The sequence below is a fragment of the Bradyrhizobium sp. LHD-71 genome, assembly GCF_031157255.1.
Lineage (GTDB): Bacteria > Pseudomonadota > Alphaproteobacteria > Rhizobiales > Xanthobacteraceae > P52-10.
Genome location: NZ_JAVIFX010000004.1, coordinates 232,553 through 254,651 on the forward strand (window position 1 = coordinate 232,553; position 22,099 = coordinate 254,651).

Genomic DNA, 22,099 nt, shown 5'->3' on the forward strand with positions numbered 1-22,099 from the left:
GGACCGGATCTTAGTGCATCTGGCGTGAGCGCCCGTTGGTCGCCGCGAGTTGCAGCGAGGACCGTTGCTCTGGCGCGGGCAGCTCAGGGCGAACCGGCATGTCCTCCAACGACGACAGGAAGTCGGCGAACCATTGATGGATCGTGTGCTTGCGCAGGCGGTTCATCATTGCCGTCCACCGCTCGCGCCGCTCGAGGATCGACATCGACAGCGCGTCGGCCATCGCGCGCGCGACCCCATCTATGTCATTGGGGTTGACCAGCAGCGCTGCGTCCAGCTCGTTCGCAGCACCTGCGAATTTCGAGAGCACCAGCACGCCGGGGTCGTCCGGATTTTGCGCGGCGATGTATTCCTTCGCGACGAGGTTCATTCCGTCGTGCAACGGCGTCACCACGCCGACATGCGCCGAACGATAGAAACCCGACAGTACCTTGTGACCGTATCCCTTGTTGAGATAGCGGATCGGCATCCAGTCCGGCTCGCCATGCCGGCCGTTGACGTCGGTCACGAGCCTCGCAAGGTCGGCCTGCAGGCGACCATAGGCCTCGATCGCGTCGCGCGACGGCGTCGCGATCTGCAAGAGCGAAATCGCGCGCTTCAACGATGGGTTGTTCATGAGCAACCGGTCGAACGCATTGATCCGGTTGATCAGCCCCTTCGAATAGTCGACGCGATCGACGCCGATCGCCAGCTTTTCCCCACGCAGCGAAAGCCGCAAGCGCGATACTTCGGGATGGGTCGTGGCTTTCGCCGCCTGCGCGGCAAACCCCGCCACATCGATGCCGATCGGGAAAACGGCGAGACGCGAGACGCCGCGAGATGTTCTGATGACGCCGTCCTTAACCGCAAGTCCGAGTTCCTCGCGCAGGTAGTCGCCAAAATGCGCGCAATCATCCTCGGTCTGGAAACCGATGACATCGTAGGCGAGCATCGCCTCGACCAACTGGCGATGATGCGGGACGCCGACGGCGACAGATACGGCCGGCCACGGCGTGTGCAGGAAGAAGCCGACCCGCTGCGTGACGCCGAGCCGCCTGAGCTCTTCGCCAAGTGCAAGGAAATGATAGTCCTGGATCCAGAAGGCGGTATCGGCCTTGCGAAAGCGCAGCAGCGCCTGGGCCATGAAGGCGTTGATGCGCCTGTATGCCTTATAATCTTCATCCGACACGCGAATGAGATCGCTTCGCGAATGCAGCGCCGGCCAAAGCGCCGAATTCGCGAAGCCTTCGTAGAAGCCAGTGTAGTCCGCAGCCGGCATATCGAGCAGCGCGAGAGCGCCCGCGCCAAGCGACTGGACTTCCATGTTCACCGGACCATAGGCGCGCGGCGACAAGCGACCGCTTGATCCGACCCAGATCGCGCCGGACTTTTCGACGACAGGTAGCAGCGCCGCCGCGAGCCCGCCGGTCATGGGCTCATTCGCCTTAGCGCGTGCAACACGGTTTGAGACGACGACGAGGTTCACGTATCTTTTTTCCCATATTTTGAGTGGGAGATAAACGGCTGTTCATCAATATGGTTCCTCGGTGATCACTTATTTGAGTTGAATCGCGGATTTGTCGAGCCGACGGGAACCGGTTCCATCGCCGCATATTGCAATGAAATTCAGGATAACGGACGTTCTGCTGAAATTTGTGGAACGAAAGCGTACCAAGAAAATGCCGATCGTTATCGAACGCGCAGTGCCTGATCTTTAATCATAAGCGCCAGCCAATCACGCACGTCCTGCGGCGCATCGAAGTGGCCGGCGACCCCCTGAGCCTTGCGCCCGACCGAATAGGCGATGCCGTCGATATCCGGCATGATCCCGAACACCGTCTCGTCGGTGATGTCGTCGCCGAGAAATATTGGTCGACGACCGATGAAGGGCGGTTGCTGCATCAAGTGGCGGACTGCGGTCGCCTTCGAAAACCCTTCATGCTTGATCTCGACGACGAACTTGCCGTTGAGAACCTCGATCGGCGCTTCGGGTAGATCGGCGCGGATGGCCGCGACGGAATCGAAGATGTGCTGCTCCGCATGCGGCGCGAGGCGGTAATGCAATGCCAGCGAGTAGCCCTTGTCCTCGATCAGAATTCCGGAACTGAAATTGCCGATCGCCGTGAATCGCTTCTTCAGGTGCGGATCGAGCGGCCGCACCTGGACGGCCTGCACCTCGCCGCCGGCAAGAAGCCGCATTTCCGCGCCGTGCCCGCCCACGGCCGGCAGCTTCACCGGCTTCATGATCTGGTCGACGTCGAGGATCGTTCGGCCGCTGACGAGCGCAAGTGCACCCGAGGTCAACCGCCACAATTCCTGCAGGTGCGGCGCCAGATCGGGTGGGATGTAGATTCCATCCGGCGTCGGCGCGAGATCGATCAGCGTTCCGTCGATGTCGAACAGCAGCGCGCACTTGTCGAGGTGAGGAAGGATCGCGCTCGGTACGGGCACGGCGCCCTTCTTCCTCGACTCCTGTCGTTCGATTTCAGAGGTATCAGACATTCTGCATCCTACTCCACCGCGGCCAACGGCCGCGCAACATCTTCCAGCGGCTTGCGTTCGCTGTCGATGCAGAGCCGCCATGCGAGAAAGGCCGCGCCGATCATCAGCGCCGACCCAAGAAGATATCCACCGAACACGCTCATCCGCGAGCCGGTGTCGATCAAGACGCCGAACAGCGCGGGACCGGCGATGCCGCCGACGGCGGTGCCGACCGCATAGAACATCGCGATCGCCAGCGCCCTGATTTCGAGCGGGAACGTTTCGCTCACCGTCAGGTAGGCCGCGCTCGCCGCGGGCGATGCGAAGAAGAAGATGACCATCCAGGCAATCGTCTGCGTCTGCGCGCTCAAGACGCCAATCGAAAAAAGATAACCGGAGATCGCAAGCAGTGCGCCTGAGACGAAGTAGGTCGAGGTGATCATCACGCGCCGGCCGAGCGTGTCGAACAGACGTCCGAGCAGCACCGGCCCGAGGAAGTTGCCAGCAGCGAACGGCAACAGGTACCAGCCGACATGATCGGCGGCGATGCCATAGAAATCGGTCAGTACCAGCGCATAGGTAAAGAAAATCGCGTTGTAGAAGAACGCCTGCGCCGTCATCAATCCAAGACCCAGGATCGTGCGGCTTCGATACAACCTGACGAGCGTCTGCGCGACTTCGGTCAGCGGCGTGTGCGTGCGCATCCGTAGGCGGATCGTCGGCAGTTTCGCGTCTGTCGCCGCATCGCGATGAACCGTCGCCCCGCGCTCGATGTCTGCAACGATTGCCAGGGCGCGCGCCGGCTGACCATGGATCATCAACCAGCGCGGGCTTTCCGGAATCCAGAACCGCATCAGAAACACGACAAGGCCGAGCGCGGCACCGGCGAAGAACGCGACCCGCCATCCGAGTTCCGGATCGATGACAGCCGGATTGAGCAGTACGATGCCGAGCACCGCGCCGATCGCGGCGCCGATCCAGAAGCTGCCGTTGATGACGAGATCGGTCCAGCCGCGATAGCGCGCGGGCACCAGTTCCTGGATGGTGGAGTTGATCGCCGTGTACTCGCCACCGATACCGGCGCCGGTCAGGAAGCGGAACAGCGCGAAGCTGGCCAGGTTCCACGAGAAGGCCGTGCAGGCAGTCGCGGCGAGGTAAACGGCGAGTGTCACGAAGAACAGCTTTTTGCGGCCAATCCGGTCGGTCAACCAGCCGAAGAACAATGCGCCCAGCACCGCGCCAGCAAGATAGGCGCTGCTGGCAATGCCGATGTCGGCGTTGCTGAACCGAAGCGTCGGGCTGTCCTTCAACGCGCCTGAAAGCGCACCGGCAAGCGTCACCTCGAGTCCGTCAAGGATCCAGGTGACGCCAAGCGCGGCAACGACGAGCGTATGAAACTTGCCCCAGCCGAGCCGGTCGAGCCGCGCGGGAATGTCGGTTTCGACCGTGCGTCCGGCAGACTCCGCATCGGACAAGGCCTCGCTTGAGATCCCCTCGCGTTGCTGTGCTTCGATCGGTACCGTCATTCGCTCCTCAACTGGCGTGCGACACCGACATCTTTGCGAATGTCAGCGTCGAACACCAGCAACATAGTCTTCGGTGGAGACACCAAGTTGACAGTCGCACGCATTCGCAACGGCAACGAAGGTCAATCCACTCCACCAGCGCCGAGGCTGCAGACGATCTCGCTATGCAGGACGCCGCACGCGCGCGAGCGCGCAAGCCCCGAGTGCAAGCGCAAAAAAACAAAAGACGATAAGCCCCGGAACGAAACGTCCCGGGCCTTATCGACGCAAAGGGTACATCCGCCTTTGCTGTACGTTAACACTCAGAGCGGGAACTCGTTCCCCGCTTAAAGCAATGCGGGTCTTCAGGCAGCGCGCACGTTCGCCATGAAGCGGTCGAGTTCCTGACGCAGGCGCGTGCTTTCGGTAGACAATGTCTGCGCCGAGTTGAGCACGTCACCCGAAGCTGCGCCGGTCTCGGTTGCGCCGCGGTTGACCTGGACGATGTTGCCGGCGACGTCCTGGGTGCTGGCCGCGACGCTCTGGACGTTGCGCGCGATCTCCTGGGTCGCCGAGCTCTGCTGCTCGACCGATGCCGCGATTCGCGAGGCGATCTGCGACACCCGACCGATGGTCTCGCCGATCTCCTTGATGGCGACGACCGATTCCTGCGTGGCCTGCTGCATGCCGAGAATGTGCGAAGAAATCTCGTCGGTGGCCTTCGCGGTCTGGCTTGCCAGCGATTTCACTTCGGAAGCGACGACGGCGAAACCGCGGCCGGCTTCGCCGGCGCGCGCCGCCTCGATCGTCGCATTGAGCGCCAGCAGGTTGGTCTGCTCGGCAATCGCATTGATCAGCTTGACCACGTCGCCGATCTGCTGTGCGGCCTTCGACAACTTGCCGATGCGGGTGTCGGTCTCCTGCGCCTGCACCACGGCGCCTTCGGCGATGCGGCTCGATTCGCGCACCTGACGCCCGATTTCCTCGACCGAAGCCGAAAGCTCTTCCGTCGCGCTCGCCACCGACTGCACGTTGTTCGACGCCTCTTCCGATGCGCCGGCCACCGTCGCCGAAAGGCCCTGCGTCGTCTCTGCCGTGCGCGTCAGCGTGCCGGCGGCCGACTCGAGCTGGGTCGCTGACGTCGCAACATTGCCAACGATCGCGCCGACGGCATTTTCGAAGTCATCGGCAAAACGGATCAGCTCGGTCCGCCGTGCACTTGCGGTCACGCGGTTCTTCTCCTCCTGCTCCGCGGTATCGCGCTCGGCCTTGGCGATCGCCTGCATCTTGAACTCCTCGACCGCACTCGCCATCTGGCCGATCTCGTCCTTGCGGCCAAGGCCGGGCAGAACCACCTCGAACTGACCCGAAGCGAGTTCACGCATCGACTTGCAGAGCGAGACGATCGGCCGCGAGATGCCGCCACCGATCAGCACCGCCAGCACCGCACCGAGGATGGTGACACCGACCGTCAAGCTGAGCACGAACTGCTGCGTGCCGCTGACAAGCGATTCCGTTTCGCCCTGGATGCGGCGCTCGTCCGCGGTCGATGAAATCTTGATCGTTTCCGCGTCCTTGACGATAGCGTCGGCCAGTGACGACATTTCCTTGACCAGACCCTCGATCTTCTTCGCGTTCTCGACGATCGCGGCGAAAGCCTTGCGGTAGATCGAGAGCTGATCGGTGATCGCGGTGATCTTCTTCTTGATGTTGTCGTCGTCGGTGTGAAGCGACGTCAATGTCGTCTCGATCATCTTCAGCCGGCTGTCGGCGCCGTTGGCCGTCAGGTGATCATGGCGTGTGACGAACATATTGACGTTCGCCGCGGCGGCGACGAACTGGGTGCCCGCTTCCTTGGCGCCGGTCTGCAGGCCACCCATGTCGGCCAGGGTCGCTGTGTCCGCAAGGTCTTCGAGACGCTGGCGCAGCATGCTGCCACCGCGCTGCAACTCGTTGGCCGCATGGCGGAAATTGTCCCGCTTGAGATCGAGGACGCGGCCGAAGACCTTGGTGAAATTCTCGAACTTCTGCGACAGCACGATGATCGCCTCGCGCCGCGCGTGGTCCTTCATGTCACGCGAGGCCCTGTCGATGGCATCCCGCAGGTCACCTTCCGCAGCCATCGCGTTGGTGGCGTCGGTCTCGTCGCCGGTGACGATGTAATAGCGCGCGGCCAGTTGATAGGCCGTCACCTCGCGATCGATCGTCCGGGCCATCACCCCTTCGGCGACGCTCGTGCGATAGGCCGAGAAGCCCGATGAAACCTTGTCATAACCCAGATACGCGACCGCGACGCTCGCCGCCGACAGGATCAGCACCAGCGCAAAGCCGGTCATGATCTTGGTTCTGATCGAGAGGTTGGCCAGCAGCTTGGACTGGGGGAGCCGGATGCGATTGAAGGGAGACATTCTGTAGTCCTGTTTCAATTTGCTTTCGTCCGCGGAACATCGCTTCGCGATGCCCTGGCTCCGCGCAACAACGACCGAGGCCACTCGATTAAGGATTCGGTAAGGAGTGAGACGACCGGCACGCGAATGCCTCAAATTAGGCGAAAATCGATAATGGGCCGTAAATCATGACCGCCTTGCCATAATTTTGTCGGCGTCCCGAGGATTGCCGCCCCGCAGGGCGCGAGATCGGCCATTGGGCGACCAGCTCGCACACTTTCATGCGGGCCAATCGCGCCGCTCGATTCCGCAGAAGCCACATTTTATTGTCTGCAGCTCTTTCCCTGACTTGCGGTTGGCGAAAGCCCCGCCCCGTCGTTCAATGACCGACGTCACCTGCGTCCTTGCGCAGTGGCGTCCCGCTAGAATCAGCCAGCTTTTTCAAACGCATGCTGCGCATTGGCGCAGCACGCCCATTGCGCCTTGCGACTGGGACAGGATGGCTGCCTGCGGATTTTCCGCACACACCGCGCTTGAGAGGCCGGGAGGCCCGAACTCAGGCGCTCCGCCAAAATTCCAATTGAAATAACGTCGGGGCCGAGGCCTACTTCGAACAATAATAATTCTAAGAGTCATGGGGAGGATACAGTATGCCTGCAGTCAAACTGATGGTGAACGGCAAGCCTGCTTCCGGCGATGTCGAGGACCGCACCCTGCTCGTTCAGTTCCTGCGCGATCATCTCGGACTGACCGGCACCCACGTCGGCTGCGATACCAGCCAGTGCGGGGCCTGCGTCGTGCACATCGACGGGCGCGCCGTGAAATCCTGCACCGTGCTGGTCGGCCAGGCCGCCGGCGCGAACGTCACCACCATCGAGGGGATCGCCAGGGGCGACGAGCTGCATCCGATGCAGGCCGCGTTCCGCGACAATCACGGCCTGCAGTGCGGCTTCTGCACCCCCGGGATGATCATGAGCGCCATCGACATCGTTAACCGGCACGGCGGCTCGGTAGATGAGGCGACGGTGCGCCACGAACTCGAAGGCAACATCTGCCGCTGCACCGGCTACCACAACATCGTCAGGTCGGTCCTTGACGCCGCCGGCCGCATGAAGGTCGCGCAAGCGGCCGAATAAGCCGCGGCGCGTTCTTAAGCTTCGCACACCTCATCAACATGGCCGCCGCGCGCCACTTGCGCGAAAAAGCGGTCCCGAAGGAGACGTCACCATGGGCATCGAAGGCATCGGCGCCAGCGTCGCGCGCAAGGAAGACAAGCGTTTCATCACCGGCAGTGGCCGCTACACCGACGACATCCGCCTGCACGGCATGACCTATGCGCAGTTCGTGCGGAGCCCGTACGCGCATGCCAAGGTCAAGGCCATCGACTCGTCCGAAGCGATGAAGATGCCGGGCGTCGTCGCGGTCCTCACCGGCAAGGAACTGGTCGACGACAAGATCGGCAACCTGATCTGCGGCTGGATGGTCCATTCCAAGGACGGCTCACCGATGAAGATGGGTGCATTCCCCGCCATGGCGCCCGAGCTCGTGCGCTTCGTCGGCCAGGCGGTCGCCGTGGTAATCGCCGATTCGAAGAATCTCGCCCGGGACGCTGCCGAGAAAGTGGACGTGACTTACGAGGAGCTGCCGGTGGTGGCCGATATCCGCGCCGCGATCGCCTCGGGCGCGCCTCAGCTTCACCCCGAGGCGCCCGGCAACATCGTCTACGACTGGTCGCTCGGCGATGAAGCGGCCACCGACGCCGCGCTGGCGAAAGCCGCCAACGTCGTTTCGATCGAACTGACCAACAACCGCCTGGTGCCGAACGCGATGGAGCCGCGCTCCGCGATCGCGAGCTATGACAGCGCCGAAGAGCATTTTACGCTCTATACAACGTCGCAGAACCCGCATGTCGCACGCCTCGTGCTTTCCGCCTTCTACAATATCGCGCCCGAGAACAAGCTGCGGGTGATCGCACCCGACGTCGGCGGCGGCTTCGGCTCCAAGATCTTCATCTATCCGGAAGAGATGGTGGCGCTGTGGGCGTCGAAGAAGGTCAATCGGCCGGTGAAATGGACCGCCGACCGCACCGAAGCCTTCCTCACCGACGCGCATGGCCGCGATCACCTGTCGAAGGCGGAGATGGCGTTCGACAAGGACAACAAGATCATCGCCCTCAAGGTAAAGACCCACGCGAACTTCGGCGCCTATATGTCGCTGTTCTCGTCGTCGGTGCCGACTTATCTCTACGCCACGCTGCTGTCCGGCCAGTACGACATCCCGAACATCTATTGCGAGGTGATCGGCGTTTACACCAACACCACGCCGGTCGACGCCTATCGCGGCGCTGGCCGACCCGAGGCGAGCTTCCTTCTGGAACGGCTGATGGAAACCGCGGCGCGAAAGCTCAAGGTCAACCCGGCCGAGCTGCGGCGGAAGAACTTCATCACCAGCTTCCCGCACCAGACCCCTGTGATCATGGCCTATGACGCCGGCGATTTCCACGCCTCGCTGGAGGCGGCCATGAAGGCGATCGACTATGCCGGCTTCGCAGCGCGCAAGGACAAGGCGAAGAAGGAAGGCAAGCTGCGCGGCATCGGCCTCTCCTGCTACATTGAGGCCTGCGGCATCGCGCCATCGAAGGCGGTCGGCAGCCTCGGCGCCGGCGTCGGCTTATGGGAATCCGCGGAGGTGCGTGTCAATCCGGTCGGCACCATCGAGATCCTCACCGGCTCGCACAGCCACGGCCAGGGCCACGAAACGACATTCGCGCAGGTGGTCGCCGATCGGCTCGGCATTCCGATCAGCCAGGTGTCGATCATCCACGGCGATACCGACAAGGTGCAGTTCGGCATGGGCACCTACGGCTCGCGCTCCGCGGCCGTCGGCATCTCGGCGATCGTGAAGGCGCTGGAGAAGGTCGAGGCCAAGGCGAAGAAGATCGTCTCGCATCATCTCGAAGCGTCGGAGAACGACATCGTCATCGAGGACGGCAACTTCAAGGTTGCCGGCACGGACAAGCAGATGGCATTCGCCAATGTCGCGCTGGCCGCCTACACTGCCCACAACCTGCCGCCGGGCATGGAGCCCGGCCTGAAGGAAGGCGCGTTCTACGATCCGACCAACTTCACCTTCCCCGCCGGCGCCTATATCTGCGAAGTCGAGGTCGATGCCGGCACCGGCAAGACGTCGTTTGTCAACTTCGTCGCCGCCGATGACTTCGGGCGTCTGATCAACCCGATGATCGTCGAGGGACAGGTGCATGGCGGGCTCGCGCAGGGCATCGGCCAGGCGATCCTCGAAGGCACCGTCTACGACAAGAGCGGCCAGCTCGTCACCGCGTCGTTCATGGACTACTCGATGCCGCGCGCCGACGACCTGCCATCGTTCAAGCTGTCCCACACGACGACGCTCTGCCCCGGCAATCCCCTCGGCGTGAAAGGCTGCGGCGAAGCCGGCGCGATCGGCGCCTCGGCGGCGGTCATCAACGCCATCACCGATGCGATCGGCACCGAGAAGATCGAAATGCCCGCGACGCCGGACCGCGTCTGGGCCGCGATTCACGCAAACGCTTAAGAAGGGGGAGAGGACAATGTACGCGACGACCTATCATCGCCCCTCAAGTGTCGAGGAAGCCGCAAGCCTGTTCACGAAAGGCACGGATGCGCGATATCTCGCCGGCGGCCACACGCTCATCCCGGTGATGAAGCAGCGACTTGCCGCCCCGTCGGACGTGATCGACCTGGCAAAAATCCCTTCGCTCGTCGGCATCGACGTCTCCGCGGACGCCGTGACGATCAAGGGCGCAACGACCTATTACGACATCGCCAACAACGCACAGGTGCGCAAGGTAATTTCCGCGCTGAGCAACCTGACGTCGACGATCGGCGATCCGGCCGTGCGCTATCGCGGCACGATCGGCGGTTCGATCGCCAACAACGATCCCGCGGCGGACTTGCCGGCGGCCGTGGTCGCCCTCAATGCCTCGGTGACGACCAACAAGCGATCGATCGCTGCAGACGACTTCTTCAAGGGCCTGTTCTCGACGGCGCTCGATGACGGGGAGATCATTACCGCCGTCACCTTCCCGATCCCGGCGCAGGCGGCTTATGCGAAGTTCCCACATCCCGCGTCGCGCTTTGCCCTGACAGGGGTGTTCGTCGCGAAAACGAAGGCGGGCGACGTTCGCGCGGCGGTAACCGGCGCATCGCAGAACGGCGTGATGCGCGTTGCCGCGATCGAGCAGGCGTTGAAGGCGAACTGGTCGCCGTCGGCGCTCGACAATCTTCGTATTCCAGATGACGGACTGACCGCGGACATTCACGGCTCCGCCGCCTATCGGGCGAACCTGATCAAGGTGATGGCACAGCGGGCGGTCACAGCCGCCAGCTGATCGCCGGCGCCGACACCGCTTCAGAAAACACACGGCTGCCGGTCGCTCCGGCAGCCTTGATCGTCTGTCCTCCGGTGGCATTATCTTGCGCACGCGAGAAAAACGCACCAGGGAGAGAACCGTGTCCTTCACCGAAGTGGACTACAAGACCACCGGCCACGTCGCCATCGTCACGCTCAACCGTCCGGAGAGCCTGAACGCCTGGACCGCAGTGATGGGCAACGAGGTGCGCCAGGCCATGCGCCAGGCAACTGACGACAGCAATGTGCGTGTGATCGTTCTGACCGGTGCGGGACGCGGCTTCTGCGCCGGAGCCGATATGAAACGGCTGTCGAACATTTCCAGCGCCGGCCGGCTCGATGAGCCCGTCGACGCGCCGTTCGACCCGCACTCGCGCGAGGATTTCCAGCGCAAGAACACCTACTTTCCCGCGGTTCCGAAGCCGATCATCGCTGCGATCAACGGCCCTTGTGCCGGGCTCGGCCTCTGCTTTGCGCTGTTCTGCGACATGCGATTTGCCGCAGAAGATGCCTCGTTCACCACCGCCTTCGCGCGGCGCGGCCTGATCGCCGAGCACGGCATGAGCTGGACTTTGCCGCGCCTGGTCGGACATTCGGCCGCCGCCGACCTGCTGCTGTCGGCGCGGAAGTTCATGGCGCCGGAGGCTCTGCGGCTGGGCATGGTGGATCGCGTTTATCCGACGAGCGAGCTGATGGCCGCGACCCTCGCCTATGCCAAGGAGCTGAGCGAGCTGTCTTCGCCGCGCTCGCTCGGCGTCATCAAGAAGCAGCTCTGGGCGACGCACATGCAATCGCTCGACGAGGCGATGGAGCTTGCCGATCACGAGATGGCGCTGAGCCTTGCGAGCGAGGACTTCAAGGAAGGCGTCCGCCACTTCGTCGAGAAGCGCCCACCGGCCTTCACGGGGAGATGACCCGCCTTCGCCCTCACGGGCTTCGGCGCGGCGGGCCAGGGCGATGAGCCTTATTCAATTGTCAAACAGCCTGTGACCTGTAGCCCGGATGAGCGAAGCGACATGCGGGTGAGACGTGTCGTCAGCTCCCGGATTTCGCTCCGCTCATCCGGGCTACAGACGTGCATCGTCGCCCCCTGTTCTTGTCCGGCCTGGGGCTTGCCGGTCGTCTTGTGCCGTCCCTTGCCCGAAGGGCTGTGCGGAACGCAAGGGCGTTTCACCGCGCCCGCGGCGCCGTGTGGTTTTGGACCACACGGCAGCCGTATGCTTTGGAAGGCACACGGCGGCCGTATGCCTTTGGGGCATACGGCAAGCCACGGAGGAGGCTCAACGCCTGCGCTCCGCACGCGATGGTTCTTGCACGGCTTGCTGCATGTCCCCAGGCCTCGCCACTTTCGCTGGCTTCGCCCGGTTCGTGCGAACTGTCGCCCGGACATGCACCTGGACCGTCCGTCCGTCGTACCGGCGTCTTGATTGCCTTCGGGCATCACACGGATTTCTCCGGCGCTTTCCATAGCCGTTCGAAGAACGGCGTCGCTTCGCTCGCCTATGGCCCGGCATCGTAACGGCCACCGCATCCCGCTCCGCATCGATAAGACGACCGCGACGCGCCGCTTCCGTTGGAAGCGGGACGGGAGGAGGATATTCTGGCTCCGTGAAGACGCAAGAGTAATTTCGGAAAAAACGAATTCGCCTGTGAACATCCTGTGCGTATCGCCTCGCTCGTCATTGCGAGCGCAGCGAAGCAATCCAGCGCGGCGGTTGCGGCAGGCTCAGACTGGATTGCCGCGCCGCTTCGCGGCTCGCAATGACGAAGTGCTACTCACCATTCACTACGCACCACTGTCATTCAGCCACTTCAGCAACGTTGCGTTGATCTCGCGTGGGTAGGCGTGGCTGAGATCGTCGATCTCGGAATAGGTGACGCTGGCGCCGGCAGCCGCGAGAAACCGCTCAGCCTGGCGCGCGAGCTGCACGGGAAACATCCAGTCGAGCGCGCCGTGCACGATATGGATCGGCAAACCGCGCAGCCGTTCGGGATCCGCGGCTTCCGCCAGGAAGGGGTGAAACGAGGCCGAGACCGGGGCAAGGTGAGTGAAGGGCGAGCGCGGCTCGAGCCCGCTCACGTAAGAGAAAGTACCTCCGTCGCTCATGCCGGTCAGAAGCAGCCTGTTCGCATCGACATTCCATCGTTCGCGCACCAGATCCAGGATGCGCGCAAGGTTCGGCGTATCGGTATCGTCGCCCATCAGTGCCCAGGTGCCGCCGGTTGCGGTCGGCGAGACCAGGATGGCGCCGTAGCTGCGCGCGTCGCGCAGCCAGCTCCAGAGAAACGCTCGTCCATTGCCGCTGCCGCCGTGCAGCGCCATCACCAGGGGCCAGGCGCGCTCGGCCGTGTAGTACTCCGGCACGTACATCGAGAAGCCGCCGCGGCTGCCGGGCTCGTTGTCGACATGCATGACACCGATATCCTGGCCGCCCTTCACGCCGTCGAGACGCGCCAGCAGATCCGCGTCATCGCGCATGGGTGGATCGAGAAAGAACTGACTGACCGGCGGCAGCGTCGCCGCAAGCGGATAGAGCGCCTCCTGTGCGCACGACGCCTGGCGCAACGCGCGGAACGCAGCACGCAGTCCTTCCGGCTGCGCCGTTGCACCGCGCAGACCGTCGAACGCAGCGAGCGCCGCATCGCTTGCCGCCTCGAGGGCGATGCGGACGTGGCCAAGCCGCTCCGGCCAGTCGCCAAGCCGCGACCGCACGTCGCGCAAGGCTGCGTCGGGGTGGCCGGCGGCCTCCAGTACAGAGTCATAATCGGCCGGGTTGAAATAACGCGCAACGAACGCCAGCGCGTCGATCGATTGCAACAGCGGCGGCAACAACGCGACGATATCGTCGACGGCGGTGTCAGTCATGGCTACTATCCCGATTCTAACGCTCGCATCACTTTGCGCCAATCTCGTATGCGAACGTTATAACCGAGACACTAGCGCGAATAAGGCAACAGGTCTCACAAGCGGTCGCAGGGAATGCAGGACGCGGTCGAAATTCTGTTGATCACCGGCCCCGCAGGAATCGGCAAGTCAACGGTCTGCTGGGAGATCGGCGCGCAGCTTGCCGCGGCCAACATGCCGCACGTCGTGATCGAAACCGATGAACTGGACCGCGTGTTTCCCCGCCCAACTGCCGAGGAGCTATCGGTGCTGCGGCCGGGAACGACCGATGTCAGCGCTCTCAATCTTGCGGCGATGTGGGAGACTTACCATGCACTGGGACACACACGGCTCGTCATGTCGGGTGTCATGATGCACCTCCAGTTCGATCGCCAATGGATCTTGTCGGCAATTCCTGGCGGCAGGATCACCGCGATTCGCCTGCTGGGCTCGGAATCCACGCTTGCGAAACGGCTCGACCAGCGCGAGATCGGTTCCGGACGCGATGAGCAGGTGCACAGATCGCTTCGTCAACTCAAGCGAATGTCAGGCGAACCGCCGGGCACGTTCATCGTCGTACCGACCGACGACAAGTCACCGACAGAACTGGCGCAGATCGTGCTGCAGAAGGTCGGCTGGTCGCAACCCGGTAGTCCTAATCGATGACGTGCTCCACGCCGACGTGCCGGCAGTCCATCTCGTAATCGAGGCCTTTGACCGGCGGACGGCAAAAGTGCCAGCTGATCCCGTGCTCTGCCGCACCACGGCGCACGATTTCATCGGCCAGAAACGAATGGACGGGATAGACCGTGTAGACTTGGGCCGCGGTCACCTCGCGCCAGGAAAACCCGAGCAGGCGCAGCCGTCGCTCCATTTCACCGAGCACCGCGCGCGCCTTGTCGCGCATCCCTTCTGCGGAGGTGTCGCCTGGCCGGACGATGAACTTGCCATAGCTGCCCCTGCCTTCCGGCGCTTCGCCGCTGCCTGAAATGACGAAGCTCGGCGCGACCTCCGATGCCGGACGGGTAAAGGCAAACGCGTGGAACGACGGCTCGGCCGGCTTGTGAACCTCTGGACAGACATTCGAGCGGGCGACCGGATTGACCTTGCGCGACGGGTCATAGACGCCCCAGTCGGCGAGCGTGCCGACATAGTGCTCATTGAACGCCTTGAAGCCGGCTTCGCTGAACGGCTCCGGCGAACGCAGCTCGCACGCGCAGAAAGATGTCATCGGCCGGCCGGCATCGGCGATGATCGCCTCGATCCGGCGAAACCCCTCCATCAGCGGGAGCGGGCGGCGGAAGCGGATGCGCTCGATGCCGAAACCGGGCTGCGCGGCGACGCCACCGGAATATTGAAACACTCCCGGAATGTAGCGGTAGCCGCCCGGCGCGAAGACTTCAGTGCTCATCTGTTCACGCCGCGGCCATCAGATCGAAGCCGCCCTCGCCAAATGTTCTTCCTGCCGCGCCTGAAGGCCATGTTCGTTGCCAAATCCGCCGCCGCTGCTGATTCGCCCCCGTCATGATAAGCTCGAAATGATAAGTTCCAAGGCTGCCGCCCGCCACAGAATATCTTGTGAACAATGCGTCGCAACGGCGGGTTTGGCTTGCGACAGATGAGCGGATGACACTTGAAACGAGAACTCAGCTTCAACGCGTTCAACATGACGGCACCGAGCCACAACTGGGCCGGCCTGTGGTCGCATCCACGGGATGCATCGATCAAATACAACTCGCTGGAGTATTGGGTCGAATTTGCGAAAACGGCCGAGCGTGGATTGCTCGACGGCATTTTTCTCGCAGACGTGTTCGGCGTCTACGACGTATTCGGCGACAGCCCGGACACCGCGATCCAGCACGGCGTGCAGATTCCCAATGCCGATCCAACGCTTTTCGTCTCTGCCATGGCGCTGGTCACGAAGCATCTCGGATTCGGAATTACGTCAAATCTGACGCTGGATCATCCCTATCACTTCGCGCGTCGCTTCTCGACGCTCGACCATCTGACGCAGGGGCGTATCGGCTGGAACATCGTTACCGGCTATCTCGAAAGCGGCGCACGCGGCATGGGCTTCGACGCGAGCCGCGCCCATGACGACCGCTACGACGTCGCCGAAGACTTTCTGACCGCGACCTACAAGCTCTGGGAAGGCAGTTGGGCGCAGGACGCGGCGCGGCGCGATCGCACCGGCGGCGTATTCGCCGATCCTGCGAAGGTGCACGCGATCCATCACGACGGCCCGCGCTATCGTGTCCACGGCATTCACCTGTCCGAGCCTTCGCCGCAACGAACACCCCTGCTCTATCAAGCCGGTGCATCGAAACGCGGCCGTGCCCTGGCTGCGAAACACGCCGAGGCGATCTTCCTCAACGGCCAGACCAAGCCGATACTTGCCGAGACGGTGCGTGCGATCCGCATGGCGACCAAGGATTTCGGGCGCGCGCCCCATGACATCAAGCTGTTCGCAGGCCTCAACATCATCGTCGCGCCGACACGCGGCGAAGCGAAGGATTTGCACGAAGAATACAGCCGTCATGTCGATCAGCGCGGCCAACTGGCATTGCTGTCTGGCTGGACCGGTATCGATTTCGCGAAATTCGAGCCGAACCAGGCGCTCCAATATGTCGAAAGCAACGCCATCCAGTCGATGGTGGAAAATCTGACCAAGCGTAGCGACGTGCCGATGCGGATCGGCGATCTCGCATCATTGAGCGCCGCCGGCGCGCGGGCGCCCTTCGTGGTCGGCTCCCCGCACGATGTCGCCGACGAACTCGCCGACTGGGCGCGCGAAACCGACATCGACGGCTTCAACCTCGTCCGCCTGGTGGCGCCGGAGTCGCTCACCGCCTTTGTCGATCTCGTCGTCCCCGAACTGCAGTCGCGGGGCCTTTACAAGACTGCCTATCGCAGCGGCACGCTGCGCGAGAAGCTGTTTCCCGGAACTGCAGCACTGCTGCCGGCGAGCCACCCGGCAGCGCAGTATCGGCAACCTGCGTAACGGACAGGTGCTCGTCGTACTCAGACGTCGACTTCGACCTGCAGCACGTCATTGAAGCGGTTGAAAGCGCCGCATAGAGCGATGCGCCAAGTCAGTTCAACGATCTGCGCTTCGCTAAAATGCGCGCGCAACCGGTCGAACATGGCATCGCGAACACGGTTCCAGTTCCCCGTCACGGCGATCGAATATTCGACAACCAGCCGGTCGACCTCGTCCAGTTCGGGATGCTTTTCCCAGTCGAGCAGATTGGCCGCACCTGCCGGAGAGATACCTTCCACCGCAAGCTTGGGCGAGTGCTGGGCGACACAGAACTCGCATTGATTGACCAGCGACGTGGCGACGATTGCGAGTTCAAGGTAACGCTTCTGCAGCACCCCTTCGTCGGCGAGTTGCGTGAGCAGGCGCCACATATGCTCGAAGATCGGCAGCCGATTGGCCATCGCACCGGCCTGCGTTTCGAATGGACCATAGGTGGTCATGCGATCCCACAGCGGCCGAAGATGCTCCGGAAGATCGTCCCTGCGGCGAAGGCTGACGCGAGCCATGATAGAACTCCTGGTATCAGAGACTGGACGATGACTTGGCTGCGAGCGTCGAGCGCGGCTCGCGGCCGAAGCCATCGGGTTTGAATATCAGTAGAACGACAAGTCCGACGCCAACAATGAAAAGCCGGATTGCTGCGAGTTCGGACGCACCGAGGCCGTGAACATAGTCGACCAGGAAGCGGCTACCTTCAAGCAGGAAGATCAGCGTGAAGGCGCTGACAAGAACGCCGCGATTGCTGCCGCGCCCGCCCACCACCACGGCCATGAAGGCATAGGCGGTGATGATCGGCCCGAACTGCGTCGGGTCGATATACGTGTAATAGAAGGCGTGCAAACCGCCGGCGAGACCGAGAATGGCGCCGCCCACCGCAAAGACCCGAACGCGGACGTTGAGCACCGACTTGCCCAGCGCCTCCACCACGCCCGGATCGTCGCGCGTAGCGCGCACCAGGCGCCCGAATGGCGAACGCGCCAATCCCTGCAGGGTCGCATAGACGATGAGCACCGCGAACAGCGCTATTGCGAGAAAGCCGATATCGGCGAAGCCGCGCGGCCAAAGATTCTGGAACGGCCGCTCGATGCCAGTAACACCCAGCATGCCGCGGGTCAGCCAACCCTCATAGCTGATGACAAGCCGCAAGCACTCGGCGAAGCCTAGCGTGACGATGGCGAGGTAGTCCTCCGAGAGCCGCACCGAGATCAGTGCGCTGACCGCGCTGAGCGCAGCGACCCCAATCATCGCCACAGCGAGCGCGACCAGTGGCGGAGCGCCCTGAACGGTGAGCAAGCCGGCAATATAGGCGCCCAGCATGTAGAAGCCGAACAGGCCGAAATTCACCAGCCCGCCCATGCCCCATTGCAGATTGAGTGCAAGGCCGACGAGCGCAGCGATGGCCACCACTGTGAGCGTGGCGATCAGATAGGCCGTCATTTCGTCACCCACCGTGTTCCGAACAGGCCCCACGGCCGCAGCAGGAGCAGCGCAACCATCACAAGGAACGTCACGATCATCCGATAGTGCACAGGCATCACCAGCGTGGCGAATTCCTCGGCGATGCCGAGCGTCAACGCACCGGCGACAGCCGCCATGGGGTTCGCGATCCCGCCCAGGATTGTGGCGGTGAAGACCGGCAGGAGATAGGTCCAGCCCATCTGCGGTTCGATATTGGCGTCGAGACCGACGAGAACACCCGACAGCGCAACCAAAATGCCCGAAATCAGCCAGACGCAGGCGACCACGCGCGAGCGCGTGATGCCGCGCACAGCCGCAAGATCCGGATTGTCGGCCACAGCGCGCATCATCCGGCCAAGCCGCGTGAAGCGAAACACGATCCACACAACGGCAAGCGCAACGATCACCACCATCAGGATTGTGAGCTGTTCGTGATTGAGGCGGACGTCGCCGAGCCGGATTGGCCGGGCGACGGCGACATCGTAAGCACGCGGCGAATTGCCGGCGAAGAAGCGGATGACGTTCTCCAGTGCGATCGCGACTCCCATCGAGGCGACCAGCAGCGTCACGCCAGACCGGTCGCGCAGCGGACGATAGGCCAGCCAGTCGATAGCGACCGCCAGCACAGCGAACAGGATTGCGCCGGCGCCCGCAGCAAGCCAGAGCGGCATGCCGAGGACCACGTTGCCGATATAGACGAGATAGGCGCCGCATGTGAGGTAGGAGCCGATGGCATAATTAGCAAAACGCAGCACGCTGAACGTGAGCGAGAGTGCCAGCGCGGGGAGCGCGAGCAGCAAACCGGCGACGATGCCGTTGACGAGAAGCTGACCCACTAGACGCCACCAAGATAGAGGCGGCGAATCTCAGGATCGGTGCGCACCGTCATGGCCGGCGCAGCCAGACGGACATGGCCATTGACCAGAACGATACCTTGATCGGCGGCGCCGAGACCGAGCTGCGTGTTTTGCTCCACGATCAGCATCGTCACGCCGGACGCCGCAACCCGGCCAATAACCTCGAAAAGGAGCCCGGCATTCCGCGGCGACAGCCCCGCTGATGGCTCGTCAAGAGCCAGTACTGTTGGCTTCGGCATCAGCGCCGCCGCCATCGCCACCATCTGCCGCTGGCCACCACTGAGATGACCCGCAGTGCTGCGCAGCTTGACGCGAATTTCGGGAAAAAGGCCGAGCACCGCCTCGAGCCGTTCAGAAAAGGTCGGGCCTTTGGAGGGCGCAACGAACTCGTAACCGACGTGCAGGTTTTCCAGCACGGTCATGTTGCGAAAGATGTTTGTTTCCTGGGGTATGTAAGCGAGACCGAGCGCGGCCCGCGCGGGTGCGCCGAGTGCGGTCACGTCGGCACCACCGAGGCGCACCGCGCCGGACATCGGCCGCAGCAGTCCCACGACCGTCTTCATCAGCGTCGATTTGCCGGAACCATTCGGGCCGACGACCACCAGCCTCTCGCCCGGCTGCACGGAAAAGCTGATGCTGTGCAGGATCGGCTGGCCGCCATAGCCGGCGACCACGTCGCGCAATTCCAGTCCGGCGGCAGGCCCGTTCATGCCTGCGCCCCCAGATACGCCGATGCGACCTGCTCATCGGTAATCACGTCGTCAAAGCGGCCTTGGGTAAGAACCCGGCCCTCGGCAAGAACATAGACGTGATCGCACAACGCGCGGACCATGCCCATATTGTGCTCGACGAGACCGAAGGTCGTCCCCTCCTGCCGCAGCGCTTGCACGAACTCGACGATCTCGCTGATCCGCGTCGGATTGACGCCCGCACTCGGCTCGTCCATCAGCACGATGCGCGGATCAAGCATCAAGGCACGGCAGATCTCCAGAAGCTTCTTCTGGCCGCCGGACAGCGTCCCGGCCGGCGCATCCGCCAGCTTCCACAAATCGACGCGCTGGAGCAGCGCCCGTGCCTTGTCGAGGCCCGCTTCTTCTTCCTGCCAGACCGCACGACGCGCCAGCAGCAGGGACATGAGCCGCTCGCCGCGCATCTGCGGCTTGGCAACGAGGACATTCTCCACAACGGAGAGGCTCGCGAGCTCGCGCGAGAGCTGGAATGTCCGCGCCAGACCGCGGCGCGCGCGCCAAACCGGGCCATGATGGGTCACCGCCTCGCCGGCCAGACGCACCTCGCCTTTGGCCGGCCGGACCGCACCGGCCAGCACGCCGAATAGCGTGGATTTCCCCGCGCCATTCGGGCCGATCAGGCCCGTGACCGCACCGGAGGCGAGCTTCACCGACGCGCCAGCAAGCGCAGTGAACCCGCCTTCGTAAATCACGCTGACGTCGTTGGCCTCAAGCATCGCCTCAGCGGATCTCGCCGAGCAGCTTGCTCTCACCCGACTTGATGACGAAGTGACCGTAGCTGAGATTGGTCTGGTCGCCGTTGTCGGCGAAGCGGAAGTCCGAAGCCGCGCCGGCATAGCGGAACGGTTTGCCCTCGCGCAGTGCCTTCAGCGCCTCGGCGGGATCGCCGAGCGACGGCGCATCACCATTCACGAGCGAGGGAAATTCTCCGCCGAACTTCGTCGCATCGGTGCTCTTCGCCTTCTCGATGGCGAGCGCGGTGAGCACGATCTGATCGAACACCTGTGCTCCAAAGGTCATGATCGTGCCTTCCGGCTTGCCGATTTCCTTCAGGTAGCGGCTGTAGGCAACCGACTTGCCAACCGGGACCTGCTGCGTCCAGACCACGCCTTCAGCGACATTGGCCCCGACGTTCTTGACGAACTGGCCATTGCTGCCGGCGGCGTTGCCGAACGCATAGATCTTGCTCTCATAGCCCGAGCGGAACGCTTCCTTCGCGATCGCGCTGAGCTCGTTGATATAGGCCGCGACGAACACGGCATCGGGCTTCTTGGCGAAGATGCGCTCGACTTCAGTACGGTAGGATGGCTGACCGGCATTGAAGGAGACCTCGTCCAGCACCTTGCCTCCCGCCTCCGTGAACGCCTTGCGGAACGGCTGGATGGTGCTCTGGGTGAACGGCGTCTGCAGCACCAGAATGGAGGCCGACTTCACGCCGTCCTTGACCATCGCCTTGCTAAAACCTTCGCCCCAACTCTTGCCGTTGGTCTGGAATCGCCAGACCAGACGCTTGTTGTCGCCATCGGTGATTTCGTCGGCAGATCCGACGGTGCTGAGCAGCACGCCTTTTTCGAGTACGATCGGCTTGATGGCGAGTGCCACGGCGCTGCTCCACACGCCGCCGATCGACACGACCTTGTCGACGTCGATCAATTTGCGCGCGGCGGCGACGCCTGCGGTCGGCTGAGATTCATCGTCGGCGACGACGAGTTCGAGCTTGCGACCGAGCACGCCGCCGGCATCATTGATGATCTTTACCGCGGCGCGCGCCGCCTGCTCCTCTTCCTGCCCGTAGGGACCGCCGGTACCGGTCAGCGGGGCCAGAAGGCCGATGCGAACCGGCCCCTCTTCAGCGGACGCGATGGCTGGACATGCAAGCGCGGCGGCCATCGCCACGGAGGCGGCCAACAGAAAACGGCGCGGAAAAAACGAAGAGTTCAGCACGATCATCTCCAGGGGCATGTCACGGGCAAACCGGAAGCATCTGCAACCCGCAGACGCCGATCCATGCCTCGCGTTGAGGGGTCTAAGGTCCGTTCGAAAAACGCCTTTGAACGGATGCACGAGAATGCCGTCTCGCGGCCATCCTCGCTTGTCAATACAGCTTTCCAGGGGAGTTTTTCTTGGTTTCCAGCCCCGCGGCCGCAGAGAAAAAATTGCACAAAACGCAATTCAAGGGAAATTGTTTTTCCGCGGGGGCGGCACAATTTCGAGGTGCGAGAACAGGAAAATGGCTCAGGCCGCAAACACTGATACGCGCACAAAGGGCGGAAACAACATTCTCCACCTGATCGAGCACTGCGGCGTTTTCGGCAACTTTCCCTGCTTGCGGCTCCGGATCAGTCGCCG

18 protein-coding genes are annotated in these 22,099 nt (G+C 63.0%); 6 read left to right on the plus strand and 12 right to left on the minus strand.

What is annotated here, in order from left to right; genetic code table 11:
* Window positions 1–10: 10 nt before the first annotated feature.
* The 4 genes from RCO31_RS05680 to RCO31_RS05695 all read right to left on the minus strand — a co-directional run bounded on the left by RCO31_RS05680 (window position 11) and on the right by RCO31_RS05695 (window position 6,373).
* Window positions 11–1,465 carry a trehalose-6-phosphate synthase gene (locus tag RCO31_RS05680; protein ID WP_308967263.1) on the minus strand — a complete coding sequence of 485 codons (1,455 nt, stop codon included), beginning with the start codon at window positions 1,463–1,465 and terminating at the stop codon, window positions 11–13.
* A gap of 203 nt (window positions 1,466–1,668) precedes the next feature.
* Window positions 1,669–2,481: a trehalose-phosphatase gene (gene otsB / locus RCO31_RS05685; protein WP_308967264.1), complete on the minus strand. Its 813-nt coding sequence runs from the start codon at window positions 2,479–2,481 to the stop codon at window positions 1,669–1,671.
* A gap of 8 nt (window positions 2,482–2,489) precedes the next feature.
* Entirely contained in the window at window positions 2,490–3,986 is a 1,497-nt protein-coding gene (locus tag RCO31_RS05690) for an MFS transporter (RefSeq protein ID WP_308967265.1), read from the minus strand.
* 344 nt (window positions 3,987–4,330) lie between these two features.
* Window positions 4,331–6,373, minus strand: coding sequence for a HAMP domain-containing methyl-accepting chemotaxis protein (locus tag RCO31_RS05695; RefSeq protein ID WP_308967266.1), 2,043 nt, complete (start codon window positions 6,371–6,373; stop codon window positions 4,331–4,333).
* A 629-nt stretch (window positions 6,374–7,002) separates the two neighbouring features.
* Between RCO31_RS05695 and RCO31_RS05700 the strand changes: the two genes are divergently transcribed.
* The 4 genes from RCO31_RS05700 to RCO31_RS05715 all read left to right on the plus strand — a co-directional run bounded on the left by RCO31_RS05700 (window position 7,003) and on the right by RCO31_RS05715 (window position 11,676).
* Complete coding sequence (locus RCO31_RS05700; protein ID WP_308967267.1) at window positions 7,003–7,488, plus strand: 2Fe-2S iron-sulfur cluster-binding protein; 486 nt, start codon at window positions 7,003–7,005, stop codon at window positions 7,486–7,488.
* A gap of 91 nt (window positions 7,489–7,579) precedes the next feature.
* Window positions 7,580–9,925, plus strand: a complete 2,346-nt coding sequence (locus RCO31_RS05705; RefSeq protein ID WP_308967268.1) for a xanthine dehydrogenase family protein molybdopterin-binding subunit — start codon at window positions 7,580–7,582, stop codon at window positions 9,923–9,925.
* A 16-nt stretch (window positions 9,926–9,941) separates the two neighbouring features.
* A complete protein-coding gene (locus tag RCO31_RS05710) occupies window positions 9,942–10,742 on the plus strand; it encodes a xanthine dehydrogenase family protein subunit M (protein ID WP_308967269.1) in 801 nt (266 codons plus the stop codon).
* Window positions 10,743–10,863: 121 nt separating this feature from the next.
* Window positions 10,864–11,676 (plus strand): enoyl-CoA hydratase, encoded by an 813-nt coding sequence (locus RCO31_RS05715; protein WP_308967270.1) that lies wholly within the window; start codon window positions 10,864–10,866, stop codon window positions 11,674–11,676.
* A gap of 872 nt (window positions 11,677–12,548) precedes the next feature.
* Here RCO31_RS05715 and RCO31_RS05720 read toward each other — a convergent pair.
* On the minus strand, window positions 12,549–13,628 hold the full coding sequence (locus RCO31_RS05720; RefSeq protein ID WP_308967271.1) for a phospholipase: 1,080 nt from the start codon (window positions 13,626–13,628) through the stop codon (window positions 12,549–12,551).
* A 114-nt stretch (window positions 13,629–13,742) separates the two neighbouring features.
* Here RCO31_RS05720 and RCO31_RS05725 point away from each other — a divergent pair, with 114 nt between their 5' ends.
* Window positions 13,743–14,312, plus strand: a complete 570-nt coding sequence (locus RCO31_RS05725; protein WP_308967272.1) for a hypothetical protein — start codon at window positions 13,743–13,745, stop codon at window positions 14,310–14,312.
* On the opposite strand, the gene RCO31_RS05730 is transcribed toward RCO31_RS05725, so the two are convergent.
* Complete coding sequence (locus tag RCO31_RS05730; protein ID WP_308967273.1) at window positions 14,302–15,057, minus strand: hypothetical protein; 756 nt, start codon at window positions 15,055–15,057, stop codon at window positions 14,302–14,304. The genes RCO31_RS05725 and RCO31_RS05730 overlap by 11 nt on opposite strands.
* 222 nt (window positions 15,058–15,279) lie before the next feature.
* Between RCO31_RS05730 and RCO31_RS05735 the strand changes: the two genes are divergently transcribed.
* On the plus strand, window positions 15,280–16,647 hold the full coding sequence (locus RCO31_RS05735; protein WP_308967274.1) for an LLM class flavin-dependent oxidoreductase: 1,368 nt from the start codon (window positions 15,280–15,282) through the stop codon (window positions 16,645–16,647).
* A 20-nt stretch (window positions 16,648–16,667) separates the two neighbouring features.
* Here the strand turns inward: RCO31_RS05735 and RCO31_RS05740 are convergent, their stop codons facing one another.
* From RCO31_RS05740 to RCO31_RS05765, 6 genes are read right to left on the minus strand one after another with little or no spacing between them, the layout of a single operon-like run.
* Window positions 16,668–17,192 carry a carboxymuconolactone decarboxylase family protein gene (locus RCO31_RS05740; protein WP_308967275.1) on the minus strand — a complete coding sequence of 175 codons (525 nt, stop codon included), beginning with the start codon at window positions 17,190–17,192 and terminating at the stop codon, window positions 16,668–16,670.
* A gap of 16 nt (window positions 17,193–17,208) precedes the next feature.
* Window positions 17,209–18,123: a branched-chain amino acid ABC transporter permease gene (locus RCO31_RS05745; protein WP_308967276.1), complete on the minus strand. Its 915-nt coding sequence runs from the start codon at window positions 18,121–18,123 to the stop codon at window positions 17,209–17,211.
* Window positions 18,120–18,980 carry a branched-chain amino acid ABC transporter permease gene (locus tag RCO31_RS05750; protein ID WP_308967277.1) on the minus strand — a complete coding sequence of 287 codons (861 nt, stop codon included), beginning with the start codon at window positions 18,978–18,980 and terminating at the stop codon, window positions 18,120–18,122. Before RCO31_RS05750 ends, RCO31_RS05745 begins: the two co-directional genes overlap by 4 nt.
* Window positions 18,980–19,711 (minus strand): ABC transporter ATP-binding protein, encoded by a 732-nt coding sequence (locus RCO31_RS05755; RefSeq protein WP_308967278.1) that lies wholly within the window; start codon window positions 19,709–19,711, stop codon window positions 18,980–18,982. Before RCO31_RS05755 ends, RCO31_RS05750 begins: the two co-directional genes overlap by 1 nt.
* Complete coding sequence (locus tag RCO31_RS05760; protein ID WP_308967279.1) at window positions 19,708–20,466, minus strand: ABC transporter ATP-binding protein; 759 nt, start codon at window positions 20,464–20,466, stop codon at window positions 19,708–19,710. Before RCO31_RS05760 ends, RCO31_RS05755 begins: the two co-directional genes overlap by 4 nt.
* Before the next feature lie 4 nt (window positions 20,467–20,470).
* Window positions 20,471–21,694, minus strand: coding sequence for an ABC transporter substrate-binding protein (locus tag RCO31_RS05765; RefSeq protein WP_308967280.1), 1,224 nt, complete (start codon window positions 21,692–21,694; stop codon window positions 20,471–20,473).
* Window positions 21,695–22,099 lie beyond the last annotated feature (405 nt).